The 25,551-nt window shown below is 63.4% G+C and carries 25 protein-coding genes and 1 pseudogene; 10 read left to right on the forward strand and 16 right to left on the reverse strand.

Annotated elements, in window-relative coordinates:
- Positions 1–74 precede the first annotated feature (74 nt).
- The 7 genes from OG241_RS22950 to OG241_RS22980 all read right to left on the reverse strand — a co-directional run bounded on the left by OG241_RS22950 (position 75) and on the right by OG241_RS22980 (position 9,732).
- A complete protein-coding gene (locus tag OG241_RS22950; RefSeq protein WP_405817391.1) occupies positions 75–716 on the reverse strand; it encodes an ABC transporter permease in 642 nt (213 codons plus the stop codon).
- 494 nt (positions 717–1,210) lie between these two features.
- Positions 1,211–1,909, reverse strand: coding sequence for an ABC transporter ATP-binding protein (locus OG241_RS22955; protein WP_405817393.1), 699 nt, complete (start codon positions 1,907–1,909; stop codon positions 1,211–1,213).
- Complete coding sequence (locus OG241_RS22960; RefSeq protein WP_405817395.1) at positions 1,906–2,574, reverse strand: hypothetical protein; 669 nt, start codon at positions 2,572–2,574, stop codon at positions 1,906–1,908. The genes OG241_RS22955 and OG241_RS22960 overlap by 4 nt, the downstream gene beginning before the upstream one ends.
- Positions 2,575–2,828: 254 nt before the next feature.
- Positions 2,829–3,278, reverse strand: a complete 450-nt coding sequence (locus tag OG241_RS22965; protein ID WP_405817397.1) for a hypothetical protein — start codon at positions 3,276–3,278, stop codon at positions 2,829–2,831.
- A 125-nt stretch (positions 3,279–3,403) separates the two neighbouring features.
- The gene (locus OG241_RS22970) at positions 3,404–3,790 is read right to left on the reverse strand and encodes a hypothetical protein (protein WP_405817398.1); all 387 of its coding nucleotides are present in this window, start codon (positions 3,788–3,790) and stop codon (positions 3,404–3,406) included.
- A 345-nt stretch (positions 3,791–4,135) separates the two neighbouring features.
- Entirely contained in the window at positions 4,136–4,582 is a 447-nt protein-coding gene (locus tag OG241_RS22975; protein WP_405817400.1) for a hypothetical protein, read from the reverse strand.
- A gap of 20 nt (positions 4,583–4,602) precedes the next feature.
- The gene (locus OG241_RS22980; RefSeq protein ID WP_405817402.1) at positions 4,603–9,732 is read right to left on the reverse strand and encodes a DUF6531 domain-containing protein; all 5,130 of its coding nucleotides are present in this window, start codon (positions 9,730–9,732) and stop codon (positions 4,603–4,605) included.
- Between the two features lie 1,722 nt (positions 9,733–11,454).
- Here OG241_RS22980 and OG241_RS22985 point away from each other — a divergent pair.
- The 8 genes and pseudogenes from OG241_RS22985 to OG241_RS23020 form a co-directional block, all read left to right on the forward strand.
- Positions 11,455–11,676, forward strand: a pseudogene (locus OG241_RS22985) (flavin-dependent monooxygenase); the annotation flags it as partial.
- A gap of 280 nt (positions 11,677–11,956) precedes the next feature.
- Positions 11,957–12,628: a hypothetical protein gene (locus OG241_RS22990; RefSeq protein WP_405826382.1), complete on the forward strand. Its 672-nt coding sequence runs from the start codon at positions 11,957–11,959 to the stop codon at positions 12,626–12,628.
- On the forward strand, positions 12,619–13,707 hold the full coding sequence (locus OG241_RS22995; protein WP_405826384.1) for a hypothetical protein: 1,089 nt from the start codon (positions 12,619–12,621) through the stop codon (positions 13,705–13,707). The genes OG241_RS22990 and OG241_RS22995 overlap by 10 nt, the downstream gene beginning before the upstream one ends.
- 38 nt (positions 13,708–13,745) lie before the next feature.
- Positions 13,746–14,057, forward strand: coding sequence for a hypothetical protein (locus OG241_RS23000; RefSeq protein WP_405817404.1), 312 nt, complete (start codon positions 13,746–13,748; stop codon positions 14,055–14,057).
- Positions 14,054–15,262 (forward strand): putative T7SS-secreted protein, encoded by a 1,209-nt coding sequence (locus OG241_RS23005; protein WP_405817406.1) that lies wholly within the window; start codon positions 14,054–14,056, stop codon positions 15,260–15,262. Before OG241_RS23000 ends, OG241_RS23005 begins: the two co-directional genes overlap by 4 nt.
- Before the next feature lie 100 nt (positions 15,263–15,362).
- Entirely contained in the window at positions 15,363–15,875 is a 513-nt protein-coding gene (locus tag OG241_RS23010; RefSeq protein ID WP_405817408.1) for a hypothetical protein, read from the forward strand.
- Positions 15,872–16,543 (forward strand): hypothetical protein, encoded by a 672-nt coding sequence (locus OG241_RS23015; protein ID WP_405817410.1) that lies wholly within the window; start codon positions 15,872–15,874, stop codon positions 16,541–16,543. The genes OG241_RS23010 and OG241_RS23015 overlap by 4 nt, the downstream gene beginning before the upstream one ends.
- Positions 16,536–17,090, forward strand: a complete 555-nt coding sequence (locus OG241_RS23020) for a hypothetical protein (RefSeq protein WP_405817412.1) — start codon at positions 16,536–16,538, stop codon at positions 17,088–17,090. The genes OG241_RS23015 and OG241_RS23020 overlap by 8 nt, the downstream gene beginning before the upstream one ends.
- A gap of 46 nt (positions 17,091–17,136) precedes the next feature.
- Here the strand turns inward: OG241_RS23020 and OG241_RS23025 are convergent, their stop codons facing one another.
- Together OG241_RS23025 and OG241_RS23030 are read right to left on the reverse strand one after the other, a co-directional pair.
- Positions 17,137–17,340 carry a DUF397 domain-containing protein gene (locus OG241_RS23025; protein WP_405817414.1) on the reverse strand — a complete coding sequence of 68 codons (204 nt, stop codon included), beginning with the start codon at positions 17,338–17,340 and terminating at the stop codon, positions 17,137–17,139.
- 9 nt (positions 17,341–17,349) lie between these two features.
- On the reverse strand, positions 17,350–18,201 hold the full coding sequence (locus tag OG241_RS23030) for a helix-turn-helix domain-containing protein (protein ID WP_405826386.1): 852 nt from the start codon (positions 18,199–18,201) through the stop codon (positions 17,350–17,352).
- A 240-nt stretch (positions 18,202–18,441) separates the two neighbouring features.
- On the opposite strand from OG241_RS23030, the gene OG241_RS23035 reads away from it, so the two are divergent.
- Positions 18,442–18,894, forward strand: coding sequence for an ATP-binding protein (locus tag OG241_RS23035; RefSeq protein WP_405817416.1), 453 nt, complete (start codon positions 18,442–18,444; stop codon positions 18,892–18,894).
- Positions 18,895–18,913: 19 nt separating this feature from the next.
- On the opposite strand, the gene OG241_RS23040 is transcribed toward OG241_RS23035, so the two are convergent.
- From OG241_RS23040 to OG241_RS23065, 6 genes are all read right to left on the reverse strand, one after another.
- A complete protein-coding gene (locus OG241_RS23040; protein ID WP_405817418.1) occupies positions 18,914–19,525 on the reverse strand; it encodes a hypothetical protein in 612 nt (203 codons plus the stop codon).
- Positions 19,526–19,656: 131 nt separating this feature from the next.
- A complete protein-coding gene (locus OG241_RS23045; protein ID WP_405817420.1) occupies positions 19,657–20,250 on the reverse strand; it encodes a hypothetical protein in 594 nt (197 codons plus the stop codon).
- On the reverse strand, positions 20,247–20,885 hold the full coding sequence (locus tag OG241_RS23050; RefSeq protein WP_405817421.1) for a hypothetical protein: 639 nt from the start codon (positions 20,883–20,885) through the stop codon (positions 20,247–20,249). The genes OG241_RS23045 and OG241_RS23050 overlap by 4 nt, the downstream gene beginning before the upstream one ends.
- Complete coding sequence (locus OG241_RS23055; RefSeq protein WP_405817423.1) at positions 20,882–22,246, reverse strand: hypothetical protein; 1,365 nt, start codon at positions 22,244–22,246, stop codon at positions 20,882–20,884. Before OG241_RS23055 ends, OG241_RS23050 begins: the two co-directional genes overlap by 4 nt.
- Positions 22,239–23,738, reverse strand: a complete 1,500-nt coding sequence (locus tag OG241_RS23060; RefSeq protein WP_405817425.1) for a hypothetical protein — start codon at positions 23,736–23,738, stop codon at positions 22,239–22,241. The genes OG241_RS23055 and OG241_RS23060 overlap by 8 nt, the downstream gene beginning before the upstream one ends.
- A gap of 26 nt (positions 23,739–23,764) precedes the next feature.
- On the reverse strand, positions 23,765–24,088 hold the full coding sequence (locus tag OG241_RS23065; protein WP_405817427.1) for a hypothetical protein: 324 nt from the start codon (positions 24,086–24,088) through the stop codon (positions 23,765–23,767).
- Between the two features lie 211 nt (positions 24,089–24,299).
- On the opposite strand from OG241_RS23065, the gene OG241_RS23070 reads away from it, so the two are divergent.
- Positions 24,300–24,980, forward strand: a complete 681-nt coding sequence (locus OG241_RS23070; RefSeq protein WP_405817429.1) for a hypothetical protein — start codon at positions 24,300–24,302, stop codon at positions 24,978–24,980.
- Between the two features lie 134 nt (positions 24,981–25,114).
- Here the strand turns inward: OG241_RS23070 and OG241_RS23075 are convergent, their stop codons facing one another.
- Positions 25,115–25,414, reverse strand: coding sequence for a WXG100 family type VII secretion target (locus OG241_RS23075; protein ID WP_006380729.1), 300 nt, complete (start codon positions 25,412–25,414; stop codon positions 25,115–25,117).
- Positions 25,415–25,551 lie beyond the last annotated feature (137 nt).

A 25,551-nucleotide genomic window follows, 5' to 3' on the forward strand; every position in this document is an offset into this window, starting at 1 on the left:
CGCATGTCACAAGGCATTTCTTTGTTTCCGGAAGATGTGTCCACAGGCATCGGAGCCGGTGGATCCGGGCTCAGTCAGGCACGCATGACTACGGCGATAGGCAGACGTGATGCCCGCACGGCTGGCATCGCCCCGCCTAGTGCACCTGCGGCTGCCCCGACTCCAAGACCTACGAGACAGGCCTGGATAGGGAACGATCCGGTGCCCACACCACTAGCAACGGCAGGAGCCACTGTCGAGTACAGGCCCCAGCACACCCCTGAAGCAACCAAAGCGCCCAAGAGCCCGATCATCATCGACTCTGCCAGTACAAGAAGCGCTATGTCGCGTCTCGTCGCTCCCAGTGAGCGGCGCAGAGAGAACTCCTCTGCCCGCTCATGGATGGTGGCCAGTCCGATGTTCAGAATGCCGATGACGCCCACAAACAAGGTGACCGCTCCCACCCCGAGGAAAGTGGCACGCATGGTGTCGAGTGTGCTGGCAAGAGTCTCGACGATGTCGACGCGCTGCGCGCCCTCATTGATGCGCAGATCGCACAGTGACGCGGCCTCGTCGAGACGAGATCCGATGGATTCATCATGCCCTGGGTCACGTGCGATGATTTGGAGAGCTGCATCCGGATCTGCACCAGCGCGGATACGCAATTGTTGCAAGGGCAGCCAGGCCTGCGGCGTCTCTTGGCCGTCCTCTACCACCGCGGCAATGGTGACTGCCATCGGCGCGACCCCCGGCGTAGGACGAAGCGTCAAGACGCCGAGTTGGGCTGCGGCACGGTTCACCGCAATCGAGGGGACGAGTGTGGCACGGTTGGTGGGCCACTCCCCACTGATTACAGGAAACGGACGAATAGATCGGAGCGAGCCGGCGAACGCTGTCACGGGTATCCGCTGATCACCGGGGCCTTCCACTGTGGCCCCATGTTCCGTGACAAGTAGTGCGGCGTCGCCAGACCATCGGCTGTAGACCTGCTGGGCGGCTTCCAGGGACTGGGGGGTCCCATCAGCCGAGATCGACCAAGTGCCTGCGCGTCCGTGCTGGAGTTCTGCTGGCTGCAGGATGACTTGTTCGGCGGTGGCCGAGGCTACTTCCACGATGACGATGGCTAGAACCCCGAGGACCAAGCTCAGGCAGGAAAGCAACGCGCGGCCTGCTCTGCTCCGCATGCTTTGTATTGCGGAGAAGAAAAGCGGTGCGCGACGGATGGCACGGATCAACACTTCCACCGACCCTCGTGCAAATGATGGGTGTTGTCCATTCGAACCGCGACTTGTGGGTCGTGCGTGACCACGACGAGAGCAATGTCCTCGTCACTGCACAACGACAACAGCCACGACATGACTTCCTGCGCAGTAGTTTCATCGAGAGCGCCTGTGGGCTCATCAGCGAGGAGGACCCGAGGGGTACGGGCTAGCGCCCGGGCAATGGCCGTACGCTGCTGCTCGCCGCCGGAGAGTTGAGCGGGGCGGTGGTTGGCGCGATCGTGGAGTCCGACCCGTTCCAGAGCAGCCATGGCTTCCTGTTTGCGCCGACGCCGACCCCACCGAGATCCATGGACGAGGGCCAGTTCGACGTTCTGCAATGCGGTCAAGTGGGGTAGCAACAGGAAACGCTGATAGACGAAGCCGAAGAATTCACCTCGCAGATGCGCGAGTTGGCGGTCCCGCAGTCCGGTTACCTCTTGTCCCGCAATCGTGTACGCACCGGAATCCGGAATGTCGAGCAGACCGAGCAGTGACATCAGGGTGCTCTTGCCAGAACCTGAACGGCCGAGGACAGCGTGACTCGTACCTGCGTACACACTGAGGGACACGTCCCGGAGTACTTCCAAGGTCTTGCCGTTGGCTCCGGGGAAAACTCGTACCGCGTTGCGCAGGTCAAGCAGGGGAGCCACGTCGCTCGTCACCATCATCCCTTGGACGAACCGAGGAGGGGGGCTTGGCCACTGACTTTCTGGCCTGCAACTAGTCCCGAGCGGATTTCAATCCGGAGACCGTCGGTTATGCCGAGTATCACGTCCCGTGTCGTGATCTTGCCAGAGTCATCGATGAGACTCACCTGGCCAGTGTCGGCGCTTCCAGCTACAGCAGAGATCGGCAGTAGCAGGGCTTCCTCCTTCTGCTCCAGGCTGACGGCCATGATGCCCTGAAGGCCAGCGAAAACCCTAAGCTTGCTAGGGATAGCGCACAGGAGGGTGAGCTCTCCTCCCTCTCCCCGCTGGGGGCCACCGAGCAACGGGCATGCGAAGGGACCGGGTCCCTTGTCTATGGATGCTCGCACGGTGTTGTTAGGGCTTACGGAAGTCAGGCGATACCGGTCGCTCGGAGCGACTACAGATTTCAAAGCGAACCCTCGGGCCTCCAACTCCAGCAAGGCGATGCCGGATGGAACGTCCTCCCCGTTCTGAGCCGCAATACTGTCAACGCGCGCACGAGTTTCCGCCACGATTTCAATGCTTTTCACACCGCGCCGCAGGATTCCCAGGATTTCTCTGGGCTCAACGATTTCACCAACGCTAGTCTTCGACTCGAAGATTCCACTGTCCGGCGCTAGTACCTCGTAACGGGGACGGCTCACCAATTCACTATCAAATGACAACACACTTCGAATACTGCCCTTAGTAACAGAGACAATCCCAGCGCTCTGCCCTGCCATATCTCGATCAGTTGCCGGGGTAGCCTGAGAATCGACCCGCAAGAAGCCTCCAGCCCATACCCCTGCAACAACTAGAACTCCGCAGAACAAGGCAGCTATGCTTCTCTTACGCATACGGGTGGTCACTTTCTACCGTAATACGGTACAGGATATCTAGATACATGACATAGCCACCTCTACAGCCGATCCATCCCTTTACAGTTAGCCTGGAAATGCTGCTGGAACCCACTCGGGTCACCGAGTTTCGCCTGATCCATGTATGCGTCGAAGTTCGATCGCCCCAGGTCATCCAAGTGCTGCTCACTCATAAATTCCATAGATGACGCCTTTTGCAGCTCAAACAAGGCCGATTTAGCGCGTTTCCCATCTGAGCCTTGCGAATCCAGCCATTCCCTTTCCCACGCGCATCTCCAATAGAACTGCGCTTGCGTCAAACCAAAACCCTGCTGATAGATCGTCTCCTGCTCAGGCTTAGCCAATCCAGGAAAACCCTTCACACCACCAGGGAGAGTAAGCTTCGCTGCAGCGTCACGGTACTCATCCGCCGCCGGACCATATCCGGTAAATCCATCCGCACTGGAGCAGCTGGATATAGCGACCATGATCGCCCCAGAGGTGACCACCATCCCAATGCGACGCCTGTGACCTATATTCACAATCACTCCTAAAATGTGCACTGGGGGCGGGATCTCTTCTGATCCCGCCCCCAGCATCCGCCTCAACCGGACACAGTATTCCAGCTTCTCACTTTTTACCAGTAAAGCTGCCCACCCCAGTGATGATCCTCATTATTCCACATAAACTCGGTTGCCTGAGCAGTTATGGCGAATTCGGTGCCCGCATCCATTCCAGTACCGAGGCGATATGTCTTCGACGTTGAACTGAGCTCAACGGGATCCGTGAGCCTGTAGTCCAGGCTGTGTCGAAGGTATATCCGGATCTTACTGTCGGGCTTGTTATCGTAATAGATATCCACGTTGCGCCAAGACGCCGGAATGGTCCGGTAAGTGGAGTACTTAACCCAAAACCCCTCGCTTCCCACATCACCCGCGATGTAATTGTTCGGGCGCCCTGGATCCGCCTGAGCCCCACCAGCCAGAGCCATCACGGCTCCCATTGCGGTAGCAATGGTGACCATCACACGAAATCTATTCATTTCCACACTCCCACCCAAGGAACAGATTGACAGATCGAGAATAACATATCATGGGACGACGCCCGTTCCCATTTCAAGAAATGCTTCAATACCCGAAATGGTAAAGGTGTTTTGCGAAGTGATATACACCGTACGGATCGTCAAGAATTTCTCGATTCCTGGCGACATCGAAAATCTCACTGGTGCCGCAGTCCGCGTAAATGGCGATCACATCACTAGTGGTGCCGCTCCATAGGGATTGACCGCAAGATCAGGTGAGTTCGTGAGCGAAATTGCATCAGTTATGCAACCGCCCGTATGGCAACCTCAGCACTTACCGAGAGGTGTTCAATCAAGATTCTCCACAACGATCCAGTACTCGTCATCCTCCTCGCTTACGGCACAAACGCGTTCGCCGTCCAAGGACATCCCAATGAACTCGACCGATCCATTGGCTTTTAGTAGCCGCGCAGGCAAGTCTTCTCCGCAGGAATCCTTTACGCAGAACCACCCTCTAGAGGTAGCTCCCTCACCGGCCGGCATAAGCAAGAATTTTCCTTGCTCAGATGCCAGTCGATTCCCTTTGGCTTCCTGATGCCATCGCCTGCTCAGCTCCTCGATCGCATTCGGCAAGCCTTTTGAGATCGATACAACTGGTCTAACATGAGTGCTCGAAACAATTTGAACGACCGCAAGCGTCTCTGGTACATCTTTGATGACCTCATCTTCATATAGATCTAGACCACAAGAAGCCAGAATAGATCGATTCTCACTCGAATGGGAAATCACGATCATTCCCTCTCTCTGTCTGTGACTCAGTTCCCTGTGCCCCACCCATTCTCATAGAAGAAGTGATGATCGCCCCCCGGTTTGTTCATTTTCGCATATTTCTCGGCGTCGTAGCGGTTCATCGATCCTGGCGGTCGCTGGTTCCCCCAACCAAAATTAACGAAGTTTCTCAATGAGTCATACTTCGGCTTTCCCGCATGAAAATGCGGTCCGGCTTTATCGAAAGTATGCTCAACTACCACTCGGGACCCTTGCGCCGTTTCAAACTGTCGGAAATTACCCCAGTGAGTAGGGTTGGACGAATAGGTATAACCAGGTGCGTGTGCATATCTTACGTTACCTGTAACAATCCAAGCAGCGTCAGGAACAGTGCCGTACGGCACCCCGGCCACATCAAATGCTGCCGCCTCCGCGTCCGCCCGGTTGAGGAATGGATTACTGGCTTCACCCTTGGGCAGCAAGGCCGGGTCGCTGGCATGCGCTGCACCCGGCCCGACACGCGACCGAGTTGCGATCGCCGACGACTTGCCGAACATGCCCCTGAGAGCGCCCCAGGCGGGCTTGACGAAGGCACCGAGTCCGCCTGTGACAGCTCCGATGAGGAGGTCCATCGGCGTGGTGGGCTGGCATAGGGCGGTGTTGACGGCCCAGGTGTAGCCCATACCGATGCCGGCGTCGGTGACTGCTGCGACAGCGAGTGCGCGGCCTCCGGAGAGGCCGAGGGTGCCGGCGAGGCCCATGCCGGCCGGGGCGAGGAAGCCTGCGCCTGCTCCGATGACGGCGCCGGTGGCGGTGGCAGCAGCGAAGTCGCCCCAGTCGAAGTCGTCCTGGTGCTGGTAGGCGTAGACGCCTCCGCTGACCAGGCCGCCGAGTGCTGCGCCGATGCACATCGGGCAGTTGCCCGAGGGGTCGGAGAGATTGGCGGGGTCGTTGTCTGCGTAGTTGTAGGGGGACTGGTTGGGGTTGTCCGCGTTGGCTGGGACCGGGTCCTGGGTGGTGAAGCGGTGCTGGGCGGTGTCGTAGGAGCGGGCGCGCAACTGGAGACGGTCGGGGAGGTACTGGTCGTTGTACTGACCGGTGTAGCCGAAGACGGTGGGCTGGCCGCCCGTGATGGTGGCCTTGCCGGTCTTGGTGCCCCAGGCGTCGTAGGTGTAGCGGTAGTTGTCGACGCCTGCCGCGTCAAAGACGGTGCTGGTGGAGTTCTGGCGGTCCTGGGTGAAGTAGAAGGGGCCGGTGGTGCGGTCCATGGAGCGGGCCGTGCCGTCGGGGTCGTAGTGGTAGTCGCCTGTCAGGGCGCCGGTGGCGTTGGTGGCGGTGGCGAGCTGGGGCAGGTCGCCCACGATGTCCCAGCGGGCGGTGCCGGCGAGCGCGTTGTTCGTGTTGGTGGTGGTGCGGTTGCCGTCGGCGTCGTAGAGGAACGCGTAGCTGTTGGTTCCGATGGTGGCGGACTTGAGGCGGTTGGCCGGGCCGTAGACGTAGGTGCCGTCGTCGTCCTTGGTCTGGTTGCCGTCGGCGTCGTAGGTGTAGCTGGTGGCCGTCGTGCCGACCGTGGTCGTGCTCAGCTGGTCGCCGGCGTCATAGGCGTACGCGGTCGTGGTAGCACCGGACTTGGCGTCGCTCTTGAGGTTGCCGACCTTGTCGTAGGTGTAGGTCGAGCCGGTGGTACCGGTCAGGCAGGAGGTGGCCGTGGTGTCGGTGCAGGCCCGGGTCATGCGGCCGGCGTCGTCGTAGCCGTAGCGGGCCGGGAAGCCGGTGCCCAGTTTGTCGGCTACCAGGCGGTTGTTGTCGTCGTACGTGTAGGTGCTGGTGCCGGTCGGCGTGGTCATCGAGGCCAGGCGGCCGGCCTCGTCGTAGGCGCGGGTCTCGGTGCGTGCCGTGGTGGTGGGCAGCGTGACCGAGGTGAGGTTGCCGGCCTTGTCGTAGACGTAGCCGATGGCCTTGCTGTTGGTGGTCTGGCTCTTGATCCGGCCGACCTTGTCGTACGCGTAGCTGGTGGCCCGGCCGTCCGGGTACGTACGCGACTTGAGGGTGTCGTCCGCGTTCCAGACATAGCTGAAGGGAGTGGACGCGCCCGGTGATGTGATCGACAGGAGCTTGTCGTCGTTGTCGTAGGCCAGGATGCGGCTGCCGGTGGCATCGGTAACACCGGTGAGACGGCTTGCGTCGTCGTAGGTGTAGGTCTCCGCTGCCGTGCCGTCGGAGTACGCGATCTTCGAGGTCAGGTTGCGGGCATCGACCGTGGTCGTGACGGTCTGCGCGCGGGCGTTGGTGAATTTCGTCCGGTTGCCGTCGAGGTCGTATTCGTAGGCGACGGTCTTGTTCAGCGGGTTCTTGACCGACGCCAGCTGGCCCTCGGGGTTGTAGCCATAGGTGCTGGTGTGGGTGTTGGCGTCCGTGCTGGTCTCCAGGAGACCCGCGGCGTTGTAGGTGAAGCCGGTGGTACCGGTGTCGGGGGCGGTGACCTTCTTGGGACGGTTCAGCTCGTCGTACTCATAAGCCGTCCGCTTGTTGCGGGCGTCGGTGACCGAGGAGACGTTGCCGACGGCGTCGTAGGCGGTCGCGCGCTGGTGGCCGAGCGGGTCGGTGACGGATGTGGGCTGGCCCGCCGGGTCGTAGCCGTAAGCCCAGGTGTACTTCGCCGGGTCCGCGCCGGAGACGTTGCCACGGGGGTCGACCGCGGTGGCGAGGTTGCCTTCGTCGTCGTAGCCGTAGGTGATGCGCTCGGTCTCCGGGGAGACCTCGGCGGTCAGGTGGCTGTCGTCGTCGTACTCATAGGTGGTGGCGTTGTTGAACCAGTCCTTCGACGAGGCAAGGCGGCCCAGGTCGTCATAGGCCAGCGTGCTGCCGTGGCCCAGCCCGTCCGAGGTCTGGGTGACGCTGCCGTTGTCGTCGTAGGTGACCTTGCGGGTGTGGTTCAGCGGGTCGGTCACCGACAGCGGACGGTTGTCGGCGTCCCAGGTGAAGGCCGTCGTCTTGCTCAGCGGATCGGTGACTGTCTTGCGGTTGCCGACCTTGTCGTAGCCGATCGTCCAGGTGTACTTCGAGGCGTCCGCGCCGCTCGCATTACCGCGCGCGCTGACCACCTTTATCTGGTTGCCCGCCTTGTCGTACTGGTACGTGGTGCTCGCACCCCGCCGGTTGGTCTCCTTGCTCAGGCGGCCCGCCGGGTCGTATTCCAGGACGGTCTGCTTCTGGACCGGGTCCGTGATCGAAGTCAGGCGGTTCGCATCGTCGTAGCCGTAGGTAGTGACGCGCTTCAGGGCGTCCGTGACCGTGGTGAGGTTGCCGACCTCGTCATAGTCGTAGGTCGTGACATTGCGGCGCGCGTCGGTGACCGTCTTGACCCGGTCAGCGTCGTCGTACGTGTAGGACGTCGTGTACGTCGCCGGGTCGGCGCCGCTGACGTTGCCCCGCGGGTCGACGGCCGTCTTCACCCGTCCCGACGCGTCATACGTGTATGTGGTCTTGTTGCCCTTGGGCGTGGTGACCGAGGCCAAGTTGCCGTCCGCGTCGTACCCATAGCGGGTGATCTTGTTGCGCGCGGTGGTGACCGTCTCCAACAGCGCCGTGGTGGCGTTGTAGCCGTACACCGTTGTCTTGTTCAACGGGTCCTTGACGGTCGCGAGCTGGTTGTTCGCGTTGTAGCTGTAGACGGTCCTGTTGGACTCGCCGTCCGTTGACGTGGCCACATTGCCGGCGCTGTCGTACGTCCACGAAGCGTCGGCATCTGCGTTCGACCACGACGTTATGCGGCCCGTGCTGTCGAACGTCGAGTCGGTCTTGCGGATCTCCGCGTCGACCACGCTCGTACGGTTGAAGAACTTGTCGTAACGGTAAATGACCTTGTTGTTCAGCGGATCGATCTGCGTGAACAGGACGTTCTTGTAGTAGATGTCTGTCCACACACCCCCGTCCGGGGCCGTGACATCGGTCTGGTCAAAGGGCCCGTTCTTCGAGTACACGAAGCCGGTGGTCTTGTCCCGCCCATCCGTCTGGGACGTCACCCTGCCCTGAGCGTCGTAGACGTTCGCCGTGACGACCTTGTTGCCGGCATCGGTGACCTTGTCGATGCGACCGGAGGTGTCGTAGCCGTAGGTCTCTGTCCTGTCGTCCAGCGACTTCATACTGGTCAGCCGGTCACCGGTGTACGTGTAGTCCACCATCCGACCGTCGGCCAGCGTCAGCTTGTCCAGCCGGTCTCCTGTGTAGGCCAGGGAGGCCGGGCGCCCAGCCGCATCCGTGATCGTCGTGGGCTGACTGCCCGTGTACGTCAGGGTCAGGCCCTTGCCCGTACGGTCCTTCAGCGCCGTCAGCCGACCCGAGGAGTTGAACCCGTACGTCGAGCGGTTGGCCGTGGTCAGCTTGTAACCGCTGCCGTCGGCGACCAGCTTGGAACGGGACTCCCCCGGAACCGTGAACGTCCCGTCGGACTTCTTGGCATACGTGTGCCGGGTACCGCCCTCACCCACCAGCACCGCGTCACCGTCGGACTCGAACTGCAGCCGCGTCTCCCACGGCAACTGCCAGCCCTTGCCCAGCGCACCGGTGAGGGCGTTGTCCGAGGAGTAGACCCGCCCGACCGTCAGCGGCACCCCGGGTGCCGGCACCTGGGCGTCCGTGAACGCTTCGGTAAACGCCCCCGTCGCCGTGTTGACCGGGTCGGCACGCATCACGGTCGTACCTGCCGAATCGCTCGCGCCCCCGCAGGTCGCGGCACACTCGGCTCCGTCCGGCAGAGCCGGAACGATATAGAACATGTTGTACGAGCCACAGGACTCCGTGTCCGTGGCATCGTCCGTCACCGTCGTACAGACCGAGACCGTGAAAGACGGGACCTGCTGCGTGCACTGCGTGGTCGGCACTGTGAACGACGCGTTCACCACCGGGAACACCTTGTCGGTGTTCAGCGTCGGCGCCTGCACCGTCTGCCCGAAGTCGACGTACTGCATGTCGTCGGTGCTCAGACGGCAGCCGTAATAGTCCACCTTCCAACGGACCTTGACCGGATGCACCTCCGTGTCCGTGCCCCCGGCCTGCCATATCGCAGCCGACATCTGCAACGGCTCACCTGGCACCGCCGCACCGATGTAGTTGCCCAGCGACATCAGGAACCCGCCCTGCTGCGCTGCGGTACTGCCGAACGGGTCGGCCGTCACCTGATACAGGGCACCGCTCGAATAGGAAGCCGCAGCCGTGTCTGCCGCACTGGTCGTGAAGGAAGCCTGACTGGCCGTGCCACCTGAACCGGAAGGCACACCAGCGGCCTTCGGCCCAACAGCGTGCAACTGCCGCTGGTTCTGCCTGAGCAACGCGATCTGCTCGGCCGTGACCGGCTTGCTCCGCGTGGCCGGCAGACCGTGAGATTTCGTCGGCCTCGCCCGGCCCCGCGTCTGCTCTCGCCGCTCCGCGAGCGACACCGGCTTCTGATGCGCGGCAGGCTGCGGCCCCTGGTACGCGACGGTCGCCAAACCCCCGTCGGACACGGCGCCTTCCACCTGGCTCAGCCAGCCACCGCCCGCAACCACGGACAGCACCAACGCCATGATCAGAATGCGCGCACGCGAAGACACAGAGGTCAACACAGTTCCCCCACCCCCGATACATCGTGCGCATCGCTGGTCACTCAGCGCACAACCTGTGGAAGAACTTTGATGTACATGTCACTCAAGATCAAGGCCCGAAAAGTTCCCCTTACTCCGACTCGCCCATCATTCGTTCAGGGGTGTTATCAACTCGTTATCTATCTAAATTTCTGAAATGCCGCACGGGAGATAACCGGCTGGCTACGCCCCTCGTCGGGTCAAAACAACGCTGGGGAGCCAGTGATGGCGAGACCCCCTCTGACAGCTGCGGCAAGCAAAGCCAATGCGGCGCGCTGAATGGAACCCGAGTAATGAACCTCTTGCTCACGTGAAGGTGGATACGCAGGCGAAGTGGGGGCGACCGTTGCGGATATGAATCACCCCACTCTCCAATGAGCCAAGCGCCGCAGGTTGCCCCATCGTCGACTGCTCAAAAACGCCTTCGAGCCAACCGCCCGCTACGAGTCGATCCGTGCACCCTCGAGCGGAAACACGCAGCTCGGCTGAGTGACTACCCTCGCGACGGCGAGAGCTTCGCCACGCTCGGAGTACCAGAAGCGCCCGTATGTCCGTCCACGGCCTCGCCCACAACCTCTCGCCCTACCTCTACTGCCGATCGCCTTGTAGACCGAACGGACCCTGCGCCACCTCATCCGCAAGCACGCCACTCGCATAGAGCAGGGACGACGGGTGGCACCCGAGGCGGTCGCGGCCCCGACGGATGCCCGGCATCTACCGCATGAACGTCCCCCGGCAGGAGCTCTGTTACCGGTCCTCCTGCATACCCAGGTCGACACCCTGTCCGAGGTAGCCGCCGCATGCGGCTCGGCCGCCTTCATGGCCCTGATCCAGGCCGACTGCGCCTACATCGCGGCGCTCTTCCCCGACGAGGCCCAGGACGAGATCTTCACCAGCCCGGACGTACGGGTCGGCGGCACCTTGATCCCCGACGCAACCGCCGTTGCACGACCCGCCGGCAGCTACGTCGTCAACGGCACGTCCGCCTTCGCCACCGGCTGCCGGGACGCCGACTGGCACCTGCTGACGGTCCGCGTCGAGCCCGATGCCGGTACGTCAAACGCCCCACCCGGGCCTCCCGAACTCCTCTGGGTCGCCGTCCCGATGACCGACCTGGAGATCCTCGACGATTTGTACGTGTCGGGGCTGGCCGGCAGCGGAAGCAACAGCGTGGTCGCCCGTGACGTCGTGGTCCCCGCGCACCGCGTCCTACCGGTAGGACCCTTACTCACCGGCACCATCGCGTCGAAGACGAACACCGACGACCCGTTCTACGGCATGCCGGTCCTGCTCCTCTTCTGCGCCTGGACGCCCCCGAACGTCCTCGGTCAAGCCCGCTCGGCACTGACGGAGTTCACGGAACGCATTCACCACCGGGGCATCACGTACACCTTCCACGAACACCAGAACGAGGCCACGGTCACCCACCTCCAGGCGGCCGAGGCGGCGATGAAGATCACGTGCGCCGAACTCCTGACGGCTGACTTCGTGGCGACGATCGAGTCAAGGGCGACTACGGGCACCCCGTACACCCCGGAGGCGCGAGCCAGGATCAGAGCCCCACGAAGGCCAACGAAGCAACGTAGTCCCGGATACTGTCCCGCCGCCAAGGCCATGGGCATCTCCGGGTGGACACGATCAGGACACAGGACCTATCGATTTTGCCCCCATAGATTCACAAACACCTCCGCTGTGAACCCGGTCCAGCCTGGCAGGACCACAGGCCCCCCAGATACCGTCAGGGCTCTCAGCTGTATCGACATCTCACGGGGAGCCCACCTTGAAGCGCCGCTCTTTGCCCGTTGCCGCCGCGCTCACCGCAACCGCAGCCCTTCTACTCACGGCCTGCGGCAGCGGAGACGACAAGTCCAGCGACAACAACAAGATCGCCGGCGCCGAACAGACCACGGCGACACCGACGAAGTCGGCGGAACCCTCAGCGGCGACAACGGAGAAAAACCCGGACGGCGTGGACGTGTCCCTGCCCAAGGACATCAACCTGGTCTTCGACTGGACCAAGCCGAGCAACAAGAACGAAGCGGCCGCGATGGACGACGCCGCCAACTACATCCGCGCCATCTACCACGGCGTCGACAAGCGCACGAGCAAGGACGCGGCTGTGGCCGCGTACTCCACGGGCAATGGGCTGCACTACGCACAGGTACAGATCAACGAATGGATCAAGGGCGGTTGGAGCGCCTCCGGCACTCTGCGCCACTACGACGCCACCACACGGTCTGCCGCGAACGGCAACTCCGTCGAGGTCGCGTTCTGCACGGACTCCAGCAAGTTTCCCGGCAAGGAAGTCAAGACCGGGAAGATCCTTACGAGCACGCCCAGCATCGCGGACTACGACCACTTCAAGATCGTCATGGTCAAGTTCCCCACGAGCGATCAGCTCTGGCAGGCCTCCAACGTCATCGTCGAGACAGAGGCAGCGGCGTGCCGGTGAAGAAGTCACGCCGTACAACCCTCGGCGCTAGCACCGTCCTGACCATCGCAGTAAGCGCTCTGATCCTCGCGACCCCCAACGCCACAGCGAAACCCGTGAACTTCGGCAAGGGCAGCGACACCAACCAGCAGGGCGGCAGCGACAAAACCGGCATCTACGCCGCCGCCAAGATCCAGTACTCCGGCTCAGTTGCCAAGAGCGGCAGCACCGGCAACGTGACCTCGGCCGACGTCAACTGGACGCCCCCACCGTGCTGGTACGCCCCCTATCTCGGTGCCAAGGACTTCAAGGCGAAGATGTCCAAGAGCCTCGATGACTCGTTGAACACGCCCGGCATGGGAGGCACCGCAGGCTCGGCGCTCGGCGATGTACAGCGCCACTACGAGGACGACTACGGCTGGACCGACACCCCGGGCTACAAGGACTACAACGTCGACAAGGACGGCGAGGGGATGTTCTGGGCCGGCGTCGAGAACCCCAACGAGCCGGACGTTCTCAAGCGGACCTCGTGCACCGACCTGCCCTTCTGGGTCGAGAACGGCGAAACCCCGCCCGCCCGGTACGAACAGGCCATCAGCCCGGAGATACTCGCCGGACTCGCCTACCAGCACATGCAACTCCCCGACACCAAGGTCACGTTGGCCCCCGCGGCCAACACCAAGGTGAACCTGCCGACTTGGGCCTGGCTCGACAAGGCCGTCTTCGACGAGGTCCAGGCAACGGCGGCCCTCAACGCCCCCGGCTTCAACATCCAGGCCACGACCACCGCCAAGCCGGTGTCCCTCAAGCTGGAACCGGGCACCGCGGATGCCGAGATCTACCCGGCCTCCGGCGAGTGCGCCATCAACGCCGACGGCTCCATCGGCGAGCCCTACGCCCAGGGCAAGTCGAACCAGACACCGCCGTGCGGACTCAAGTACCTCCGCTCCTCGGGCGACGGTACGTACAAGCTGAGGGCGACCATCACCTGGGACATCGCCTGGACCGGAACCGGCGGCGCGGGCGGAGACCTGCCCGACGGCACATTCGGCAGCGAGCAGGCGATCACCGTGCAGGAGATCCAGGCCGTCAACCGCTGATTTCAGCACGCCAGACCGAACATAAACGGGGGACTTTCATGGCCGACAGAACCAGAGCTGACCTTGATCTGATCAGGGACTGCTCGGACTCCTTGTACAGGATCCATCGCGAGTTCAAGGACAACGGCAACCCTGCCGACGACTACGACAATGCTCTCGGCAGCGACAAGCTCCGCGATGTTTTCGACGAGTTCTCTGACACGTGGAAGAAAACTCGCAAGAAGCTGATGGAAGACATCGAGAACCTCGCCAAGTACACCAAGACCGCCGCTGATACGTACGACAATGTCGACGCGGAACTCGCGAAGGCCCTTCGGGACTCCCGCAAGCAGGCCAAGGGGAAGAAATGAGTCCGCGTCCGAGAGACTGGGAACCACTGCACGACGGGGACCCCATACCCGGCGATCCGTACGAAGTCGCGCGGCTCGGCAAGCAGTTGCGCAAGATGGCCGACGAGATCGACAAGCAAGCTGAAAACATCAAGGCTCTCGCGTCGGTCGAGAGCTGGGACAGCGACGCTGGTCGAGCGTTCCACGAGATAGCCGACGGCGCGTCAGGGCGGTTGAAGCGTTCCTTCGAGCGCTACGACGAGGCGGCCAAGGCTCTCGGGACCAAGGTCGTCGACGGAGGCGGTGAGTCCTCCGAATATGCGAGTGAACTCCACCGAGCGCAGTTGATCGCGGACAAGGCTCTGCAGAAATACCGAGACGCGGAGACCGACGTCAAGGGTGCCACCGGTGATCTCAAGCAGTACGAAGGCACACTTCCGAGCCGCGACGACGTCACCGACCGCACTCGGCTTGAGAAGAAGCGTGAAGCCGCGATGGACGTCATTCGCGACTGTCACAGCGAAATCGGGCGAGCGAAAATAATTCGTGATGACGCCGCGAGCGCTGCCGCGAAGCACATCAAGAACATCGTCCACCACGATGGCGTCCACGACCCCGGCGGAATTATGAACTTCCTGGCGGACTGGGCGGACAGACTCTCCAACCTGTCGGCTATTTTTTCCATCCTGGCCGTCATCTGCGTGTTCGTTCCTCCTCTCCAGGCGCTGGCACCGATCTTCGCGACCCTGGCTGTGGTCACCAGTGCCCTCGCCCTTGCCGGGCACGTCTACGACATGACAGCGCGCGGCGGAAAATTCAGCGCGTCCAAGCTCTTCTTCGACGCGCTGGGGGTCATGCCTGGACTGGGTGCTCTGAAAGGCTTCCGGGCCATCAAGGGGCTCAAGGGGTTGTCCAAGCTGCGGGGAATCGGCTTCAGTGGCAGTGCGGCGCTCGAAGGCGTGGGCTTCAAGTTCTTCAACGGGATCGCCGTCAACGCGGTGAACAAGATCCTGGTCAAGGCTGGAAAAGCACCCATCGCGGGCGAGAAGATCACAGCGGGCATCAAGACCGGCAGTTTCGTCAGCGCGATGGTAAAGATCTTCTCCGGGCACAATGGTAAGGCGACCGGCGACCCTGGTGACCTGCCGAAGGCGACCCCGAGTCCGTCTCCTCAGCCGGCGCCCACGCCTCGGTCAGCGCCGTTCCATACTGCCCTGGCCCAGTAGTAACCCCGATCCTCCACAAAGGAGAGCGTCAGAGATGTCGGACGAAGACCGCGAGCCCGGCCCCGGTGAGTACCGGGCTAGGGGCAGCATCATCAGGAAAATGGTTCCGGGCGAGGTTCTGGTCTCAGTACCTGCCGCACGGGAGGTGGCCGAGTCGGAGGGGCGTCGGCTTCACTTCGATTTTCTCGATGACGAAGCCGTACTGAAGCTCCTTCGCCTCCGCTACCTCGATGAGGCCCGGTTGCACAGTGCCGGAATGAAGTTGGGTGTTCCGTCCGCATTGGCCCTTGCCGGACTTTTCGTCTACTGGGGCGGATATGTCCAGTACTGGGAGTCGTCGAAGTCTCAGACGCTCTACTACGCGGGGGCCGGCGGTGTGGTCGCCCTGATCGTTCTTCTCTACGTCATCACCCTGACTCGGCACTGGGGAAGCCGCCCCCGCCAGAAGGTCCGGGCTCGGGCAGCCGCGTACCGGAAGTTCGCCCATGCCGCCGCTGGTGGCGGCGTCGACCTTCCCGGTTTCTACCCGCACTACGGCCCGTATCCTTTCGCCGCCAATTTCCACGCCGACGCCAAGGACCTCGAACTGCCCAGTGAGGCAGAGACCCGATGAGCACAGTCGCGTCGGAGTCCGAAGTCGCCTCTGTCGTGGACGGCGAGGCCGTGCACGTGCGCTGGATCATGCCCGACGGCTTCTTCGAGCTGCCCATGGACGTGGAATCGATCGATGAACTCGCCGACGAGCTTGTCGAGTTGGCGAAGCAGGTGATGCCCAAGGGCACACCCGACATGCAGTACCAGTGGGCCGCTCTGTGCGCCGGCAACTACGACGCCTTCGTCGAAGGGGGCGTGCAGTACTCAGGTTTCGTCGTCACGGAGGTCGAGGAAACCCGCTGCACAGCCACGGTGCATGTATCCATCAACGACATCGCGGAGGAGGCCCGGTTCAACCCGGTCCGCGCCACTGCCGACGCTTTGAGCGCGCTCGGTCAGGGCGAGGTGGCGGAGATCAGTCTGCCCTGCGGCCCGGCCGTGTCCTGCATCGGTGCCCGGCAAGCGACCATCGACGCGTCCCTCGCACCGTCAGGTCAGGCTGAGCCCTTCTGGACGTCGTTCATCCAGGTGCACGTGCCGCTGCCCAACGGCACGGTCGTCGTACTGGAGATGGTGACGCCGTCCCAGGAAGGCTGGGACGTCTTCTCGTCCATGTTCGCGGGCGTCCTCAAGAGCCTGAGCGTTTTCGACGACCAGGGCAAACTCCTTGGCCCCGCACGTGACTGAGCCGACACACCAAGAAGCACCCGAGGACTACCAACTCCTCGTCCCCCGCGACTGGTTCCGGATCGACCTCACGCTCGACCGCTGGCGTCCGCAACTGAAAATGTTCGTCGATCAGCAGGCCACTCGTCGGCCCATGCCTGCCGAAGCCAAACAGGAACTCTGGACAACCCTGCGCAACACCGCGGAGAGCGGTGTCGCGCAGGGGGCCCTGGAACTCTTCCTGCGTACCGAATCCACTATCGGCGTGGCCACCCCTGCGACGCTGCTGATCTCGATGTTGCCCCTGCGGGGAGTCCTGAACGCACCACCGAAGGAACTCGCCGAGGCGCTTTCGGCTCGCAGGGAAACCGCCGCAGAGGTATCCGTGGCATCTCTCCCCGCCGGAGAAACAGTTCGTGTCGTCACGCCGACGTCGCTGGATCTCTATGTCCAGATGCCGGGCGGGGTTGGCTACCTGCTTCTCGCCTTCTCTGTTCCGCTGAGCGGGATCGACAGCCCTCTGGGCGAGCTCTGCGAGGCGATCGCAGGCTCCTTGCGCTGGGTGTGACGGACCGACCAGGGTCCCGGAGAGACTCGTTTCGAGCAGGTCGCGGTCAGGCATCCGTGCGTGCTGCGTCGGCCCTCAGTACCTCGACGAACGCCTCGAAGGCGCCACGGCGAAAGGTGAGCGTGGCGTCGGCCGGGGCTTTTGAGTCGCGTATGGCTACCCGGGTGCGGAGGCGCGCTATCTCGACGCAATCGTTGCCCTCACCGCCACCGGAGAAGGACGACTTTCGCCACCTGGTGGGGGTGATCATGACGGTTCCTCACAGTTCCTTGGCCATCTGGTGGATGAGGTCGCGTGACTGTTCGGGGGTGAGCGACGCTCCCTTCACCCTACGGAAGAGCTTCCGGAAGTGTTCCAGTTGGGCGTGGGAGTCGATGAAGGCCGTACTGTGCGGGGCATCGCGTACGACGGTGTCCAGGTTGGGCACCGCTCCGCCCAAATACACCATCGTGCTACCGCCTCCCGCGAAGTCGTCCAAACCGAACGGGATCACTCGCACGGTTACGTGATCCTCTTCGGACAGCTCCAGGATCCGGGCCAGTTGGGTCTGGGAAGCGGCGCGGCCCGCCACCCTGATGCGGAGCGCTGCTTCGTGGATCACGGTCTCGTACGGAATCGGATCGGGTCCCTCGATGACGGCCTTCCGCTTCATCCTGTGGCTCACCCGGTGCTTCAACTCGGCTTCCGGGAACTCCGGGTTCATGTAGGAGAAGAGTGCGTGCGCATAGGCTTCCGTCTGGAAGAGGCCGGGCACGTGGATGACCGCCACATCGTGGCGGAACGTCGCATGGTGGTCCAGTTCGGAAAGGTCCAGGTAGGCGGCGGGGAGAACACCCCGAAACTCCTCCCACCAACCTCGAGTCCGATCCGCGGTCATCGCCACCAACGCATCGATCAACTCCGCATCCGGACACGCATAGTTGGCCGCGAGCCGCCGAATGCGTTCCTCGCTCACACCTGCGACGCCGGCCTCGATCTGACTCATCTGAGTCGAGTTCACTCCGAGCAGAGTCCCGGCCTCGGCGGCCCTCAGTCCTGCGGCTTCCCGAAGTTTGCGCAGCTCAGCACCCAGGCGCGCTTGCCGAGCCGTCGGGTGTCGCCGTGTCGCCATGTGCAAGCTCCCTGGCTCAAATCTCCGTCGGGGGTGCCCCGTTCGGGCGTCAGATTACGCGAACGACTTGCGTGGTCGCAATTTTAAGACCTACTCTCAGTGACGCAACGCACACAACGCGGAACCCGGGCCCTCCGGAAGCGCACCGCTCCGTCGTGCCACGACGGCTGCGGCACTGCCACCACCCGACGTTCGCTGGCTGTGCCCACCAACTCCCCTCCCCACCAACGGAGTTCACGCATGCCCGAAAGCGAAGTCGAACCCGAAGGACACACCCTCACCCCGCACGAGCCCTGGGAGTACGTCCTCCACATCCCCCACGACCTCCGCGCCGTCACCGTCTGCCGCCGCACCGTCCGACTCATCCTCACGATGCACGGCCTCATCCGCCTCACCGACACCGCCGAACTCCTCGCCACCGAACTGGTCAGTAACGCCGTACGCCACACCAAGGGCCCCGTCGCCCTACGCCTGCGCATGCGCGACGGCTACCTCCGCGTCGGAGCCTGGGACGCCGACCCCCAACCACCCCAACCGCCACCCTCCCCGGAGACGCTGACGCAGCTCACGCGCCTGGAGAACGGACGCGGCCTCACCCTGATCAGCTCCTGCGCCGACCTCTGGGGCTGGCAGCCGCTGACCAGGCACGGCCGGCGAGGCAAATACGTATGGGGCGACCTCCTCGCGGCCTAGCTTGTTGGTCGCAGACGCGTCAGCCCCGCGCGCCCCCGGCGTCGTACTCCCGGTCCCATCGGCTCTGCCGTACGCCGCCCCACGTACCCATCGCCACGGCCGTCACCATCAGGTACGCGAGCAGCTCCCCGTACGAGGTCGTGTCCGTGCGCTCGACCGGTCGGGCGACACCCTCGGGGTCGTACCGGATGCGCAGTGTGGTCCCCTCCGACACCCACGCCCTGCAGCCGTCGCCCTCCGAGAGGGAGGGCCAGATCTCGGGGCCGTCGGATGCCCGCATCAGGCAGCTGTCGGTCTTGCCCTTCTCCTTGTGTACGACCACGGCCTCGGTCCAACGGCCGCGATCCGCCAGACCGACCTGATCGCCCGCCTGTTTGCCGAGTACGCCCAGTGCCACCCCCGCGACGACGGGCACGATGAACTGCCAGGCGACCTTCCGCTGCCTGAGCGGAACCCGGCGCAGCCACAGTAGGGGGACGAGCACTGTCGCGAGCGGCAGCACGATGCAGGCCAGCAGGAGTGCCGCGCCGCCGTACGGGTTCCGTAGGGGTGCCGCGGGCACCAGCCAGCCCAGTCCTGCAGAGCCGCCGGCGCAGGCGCAGGCGAGGGCGCAGAGAGACCAGCGGATCATCGTGATCCGCCACCGGGAAACCGCATCCGCAGGCTCTGGCTGTACCTCGGTCCGGGACACGTTCACCGCCGTCCTCGCCGCCATGTCATCCCCTGCACTTGTGCACTGGAGCAGATCCGTCAACGGTTGGTTCAGAACGCCACGGACAGCGTCTTGACGATGTCGGCCGCGGCCTCCTCCATCTCGTCGGCGATGCCCGGCACGGTCCAGGACATGAGGAAGACCAGCGCGCTCTCGGCACCCGTCGGCAGCACGCCGTACGTGATCGTCTCCAGGAGGATGCCTGGGTCGCCGGACGAGGTGGCTGCCGTGGCGAAGTTCTGCCGGATGCGTACGGCGGGGCCGATGGGAATGTCGGTGGGTGTGATCAGTGGTGGGCCGAAGTCGTGGGCGCTGAAGGTCTCGGCCAGCCAGTCCAAGGTGATCCGGGGTACCGCCGCATCCGGATGGATGAGGTCGATTTCCAGGGTGGCCAGCGCGTTGTCGAAGCCGTCGGGGTAGAGGGCGAAGGCGTAGAAGGGGTCGCGCCGTCGGCTGTCCTCCGTCCGCGCGCGGAGGTCTCTCTCCAACACTTTGGCGTCTACGTCGTACCCCGCCGCCCGGCTCCGCTCCCGAAGTTCGGCTGCCGTGCTCCTGGCCCAGCGCTTGACGTTGTTGGTCGGCTCGATCGCGAGCTCGGCCCAGTCCGTCGGGCAGACGATTCCGCATTCCCGAATGTCGCTCATGCGCTGTCCGTCCAACTGAGAGATCCCGCGACCGCGTCGAAGAGATCGACCATGGCATCCGCGATCTGGATGAGTGGCGTGGAGAAGGTGAGGAGCAGAATCGCCTGGGCTCTCGGGATCTGCACCTGGTAGTCCAACGTGACGGAAGGCAGCGCGTAGTCCGCTTCCGTCTCCTTCGGTACGGGCGGGCGGGCGCGAGCGGGATCGTATTCGTCGCGGACCCGCAGGGCCGGACCTGCCGCGAGTTCGACGACCGACACCTCCCGGCTTTCTGTCCCCTCGGCGGCCAGCCGGCCGGCGATGTCGTCCAGGGCCGGAAGGCGCCCTCCCTGGGGAGGAAGGCCCAGCGCGACCAGCAGCGATGCCGGGACAGTGAACGGGCCTGCCTGCTGGAGACTGAGATAGAGCTCGATGCCGCCTTCGTCGAAGGCGCTGGTCGCCTGGGCCAGCAATTCCCGCCTGAGCTGCGCCTTGATCTGGGGCGCGTTGTCAATGCCCTTGAACTGCCTCTCCACGAGGGCATCAACTGACTTCTCGCGGCGTTCCAGATCGATGTGAACCCTGAACCAGCCTTCTGGTAGGAGCAGTTGATAGTCCGCCGGCGGCGTTGCATCCCCCTGGGTTGTCGAGGTCACGACGGCCCCCCGGCATCGGGCCGGTCCCAGAAGAGACGGCTGGTGAGCTGATGCACAACAGAAGGGCCCAGAACAGCAACAATGGTGAGAGCAGAGACGATGCCTACGGCTCGTCCCAAGGCAGACTCCGCAAAAAGTCCGCCCACGAGGAGCGCACTGAAGATCGGAATCAAAAGGGGCTCGTTCCCACCCTTCCCGGCCTGCCAGATCGTTGCCCTGCGCACTGCCTTGCCGTGTACCGGCGACATCTTTTCGGCATCGCGTCCGAGTTCGTGCTTCTCCCGCCAGAAGTCCGGGTTATCCGCATGGCTAGGATTATCCGCCGGTCGGAAAGCCTCTTGGGACACGGGAAGCTGAAACGCCTCCACCAACTCCGCCCAGTGCTGTTCACCAACCGAGCCGGCGAACCACCATCGCCATGGCAGCAACCCACGTGCCCTGCCGTCACCATCGCGCAGTTCGACGCCCAGGTCCGCCCGCGTCTTCGGGTGCGTCAACCGCACCAGCCGCGCAATTCCGTGAGTTCCCCCCAGCGCGTACCAACGCTCCTCCCCGAAGGTGTTGGTCAGCACGACCTCCCCGGGCAGGATCCGCACAGCCGCTGTTTCGCGGAATCGGCGTGTAGCGCCCGCGCCCGGTTCAGGAGACGGTGCGATCACACAAGCCCGGGCTAGCTGTCCATCACCCCGGGTACGCCACCAAGCCAGCGCCCGCACGACGACATCACTGCCAGGCACCAGGAACAGCGCACCTGCCGCCACGAGCAAGACCCAGCCGTAGCCGTCTCCCCCTGAGAAGGCGACGACCAGTGCGATGAACCATCCGAAGATCCCGATGCCTCTGAGCCAACTGTGCCAGAGGATATGGCCCGTATTGCCGGCCCAGTCATAGCGGCCGCCTCCTGGGCTCGTGAAAACCTCACGGCCCCAGGGCGTCTCACTCTCAGTCATCGGAACGCCAAGAGTGTCGACCAGTTGTTTCAGCCCTGTCCGGCTCAGGCATTCCAGTGGCCTCAGCCGCGCTGTCCCGATGACGCCTGCCTCTGGAAGCCATTGGGCGAGCGGAATCTGGAGTACGTAGCGCCCTTCCGCATCCACGAAGATCAGGACTCCCCAACGCGCCGCAGGATGCTTCATGGTGGTCTCCCACACATCAGCGGGCGGGAAGAAAATGGCCCCGCGGATTCCCTCACCACCAATCGGGTACCGCTTCTCACGCCCACGCCGATCCCTGACAACCAACGTTTCCTCATCGGCATAGACGCGTGCATTGCGTACGACATCGAGAGTGGGGAAGCGCATACCGCTGGGACGCAGCACCGGCTCCGGAAGCATTTTTTCGCCCTTCGACTGCTCAGCCATCACTAGTCGTCCACGCATCCTTGATCCCAGTTGCCGACCAGAGCCCGTCGTCCAGCCCATCGACGCCGACCAGGCTCCCCAACCCTCCGGTAATGGGCCCCTTGTCCGCAGCATCGGTGAAGGAGGCTATCCCGGTCGCACCGGCCCAAATTCGTGTCTGCGTCTGGAAAGTGTCGGACAGTGCTGACACCGCGCTGGTGGAACGAACGGATTCGGCGATCTCATCGAACCCTCCACTCACCGAGTCGAGCGTCGCATCCCCCACTCCGGGCCGAACTCCACTCCTCCACGCCTGGGTCCAGGTGCTCCCCTTGAAAAGGTCTCCAGAATCTTTGAACGCCCTAAGATCCTTTACGCTGTCGACCATTTCCTTTCCGATGATCTTAGGGTTGAACGCTTCGGAAATTCTTCCCGCCCCGGGAAACCACCCCTTCGGGGCACCAGAAAATGCCTCTGCGCCCGCCTTTCCTCGCAGAGCACCGCCGCTCAGTCGATTCGCCTCTTTCCATGCTTTCTGGGCAGCCTTGTTGTACGCGGCAGTGCCCCGCTTTGCCGTGACGCCCGCCATGGCATTCCGAAAAGCGGCCGAACGGGAAGCGGTCTTCGCGGCGGTCACGGCGCCTCGGCCGCCTGCAATAGCACTCCGGCCGATTCCGAATGTGGCCAACCCCACCACATCCAGTGCGACATCGAACCAGCTACCCTCGCCCGCGAGGGCAAGCAAAACATGACCGACAAGGGAAATCAGCGTAGCGACAAGCGCGATGGTGCCCAGAATCGCCGCAAGCGCCTGACCGACAATAGGAATCCACCCGACCGCCAGGGACAAAGCTCCGCAGATAGTGGCAACCCAGCCAAGAACGTCGACCAATTGCTTGATCCAGCCGGCATTGTCGTGGACCCAGTCCTTGAACTTGTCCCAGTTGCCGTCTTTCAGGCCGTCGTTGTCGATCGCGGTGCGAATGGCATCGCGTGCACGCTTGACCGCCGCGTCACGGATGCCCTTGGCAGCCTCAAGGTCCCTCTTCGCCCGCTCCATCGCCGAAGTCGCCGCTTCCTGGCGCTTCTCCAGCTTCTTCCGGCCGGGATCGTCGTCCGCCGTATCCTTGGGCAGCCCGTCGATCGCGCCGGTGCTCGTCTTCTGGTCCGTGTCCGCGTCCTGGGCGTCGCGGAGTGCCTTGTCGGCCATGGTCTGGGCGTGATGCAACTCCGAGGCATACTCCTTCGACGAGCCGCCTTCGATCACCTTTTCACCGAGGGCATCCGCCGCCGCGTCGTAGCGCTTGAAAGCCTTTCGCAGCTTCCCCTCGGCCCCTTCAGCCTGCGTACGGAACTCGTCAGCCGTCTTGCTCTTCCAGGCTTCGACGGACGCGAGCGCCTTGATCTCGTCCGCCTGCTTCTTGATGGACTCCGCGGTCCTACGGAAATCACGGCCGAGCCCAGCAACCTGCTCGGGATCACCAGGGATCGGGTCCGACGTTTCCCCGATCACAGCCCACTCGTCAGACCGAGGGCGCGTCACTTCGCTCCCCCTTTACCGCTCGGACCCTGTTTGTCAGTGCCGCGAAGGGCTTCGGCGAGTTGGTGATCAATGTCTTCATAGGCCTGGGCCGCAGTGGAGAGGATCTTCGAAAGCTTCTCGATCTCGTCCGTGAGCCGCTCTCGGTGGATCTTCCAGTTGTCGCCGAAGTCATCGAAGGTGTCGACCAGACTCCGGTCACCGAGCACATCGACGCCGAGGCCGTCGGCCGGATTCGCGTTCTGGGTAAACTCCCGATGGATCTTGGAGAGTGATCGCGCGCTCTCTTTGATGCGCGTGACATCGGCAGTCTGGTCCGACATGGCCCCCCCTATCGAGCAGGCTTCGAGAGGCTCGCGTAGCGCAGCCGAAGGCGGCTTCCCGCGACCTCCATGGCTGGCTGCGTCGTGTGCGTCTCTCAGCCTTCCGTATGAGCAAGGATCCTACGGGTGGGGCTGTCGGTTCCCAGGCCCGCGGGACAACAGGATCTCGACGGTGTCCAGTCCCGTCCGCATCGGCAAGGAGAGTCCCGACGTGACATCCAGAGGCAAGCAGCGCCTGATAACGGACCGCCTCGGCATCCGCGCCGAGGCCGGCGAATGGTGCTGGATCGAGAAGATCCCGCAGCCGCCGGCCGACGTGCTCCAGGCTGCGGGCAATCCACAGCTCCGTCCTGCCAGGCTGCCCCCGTTGGGCATGGTCGGCGCGGTGCTCGGTGCGCCTTTCATACCACTCATCATGCTGTTGAGCCTTCTGTCGGACGCGGAGGAAGCCGTCGAGCGCTCCCTCGGTTCGAAGGAAGAAAAGGAGCGGTGGCAAGCCAAGAAGGAGGATGGCAGGCGCCGGGACGCCACCATCGCCGCCCAAGGCCTCGACAAGGTCTTCGACGGGGACTGGCACGCCGACGCCGGGCAGTTCCTGCTGCGTTGGTACGGCCACTCCACCCACCACCAGCGACTGCTGCTCGCCACCGAGGACGGGATCGTCCTGGCCGCTCCGCCGGAGCGGGTCAGCGTGGGGCGGGAGAAGCACATGCAGATCGTCGCCCGCATCCCCGCCACCGAAGCGACCCTCGTCGACCCCTTCTTCGGGGAGTTCGAGACAAGGATGCTGCTGATCCGTTTCCGTGACGGATCCTGGCTGCGAGTCGACACGGAAGAGCTGCGCAGCGAGCTCCACATGTACGCACTCAGGCAGCCCCGGTCCGACAACTGACGGCGAAACAGGGCGCCTTCCGGGCGGCGACGGCGACTAGCGGGCGGCGCCCACCCGGTGCGTACGGCGTTCACTGCCGCACCGAGCGGGCGCCTCGCAGGCTCTGCCGCTGAACCGCGCCTCGGCTACTTCTGCTACTTCTTCGCCGACTTCGCCAGTTCCTCGTCGATCTGCTCGAACTTGTCCGCGGCCATGGTCAGGTAGTCACCCATGCCGTCGAGACCGTCCAGCGTGTCCTTCGCGCCGCGCGTGAACTCCTCGAAGTTCTCGTCGAAGGCCTTCGACGAACTCTTCGTGACATAGCCGGACTCGACCAGGTTCGCGATGTACTTGCGCAGGCCGTCCAGCTTCTCCTGGAGCTTTTCCTTCTCCTTCACGACATGCTTGGCAGCATCCCGCATGTCCTGATATGTGACATCAAGGTCCTTGGCCATGAAGCCGCTCCCTCGTCAAAGTGCCGCAGGGCCAACCCCCGTGGCTTCCCTGTTCCAACTGGTACCAACTGGTTTCAGCTGGCTGAGGCAGCAGCTTACGGGTGTGGCGCGAGTGGATACATCTCGGTTCTGGAACA

This window comes from Streptomyces sp. NBC_01390, assembly GCF_045040105.1.
In the GTDB taxonomy this organism is placed as follows: domain Bacteria; phylum Actinomycetota; class Actinomycetes; order Streptomycetales; family Streptomycetaceae; genus Streptomyces.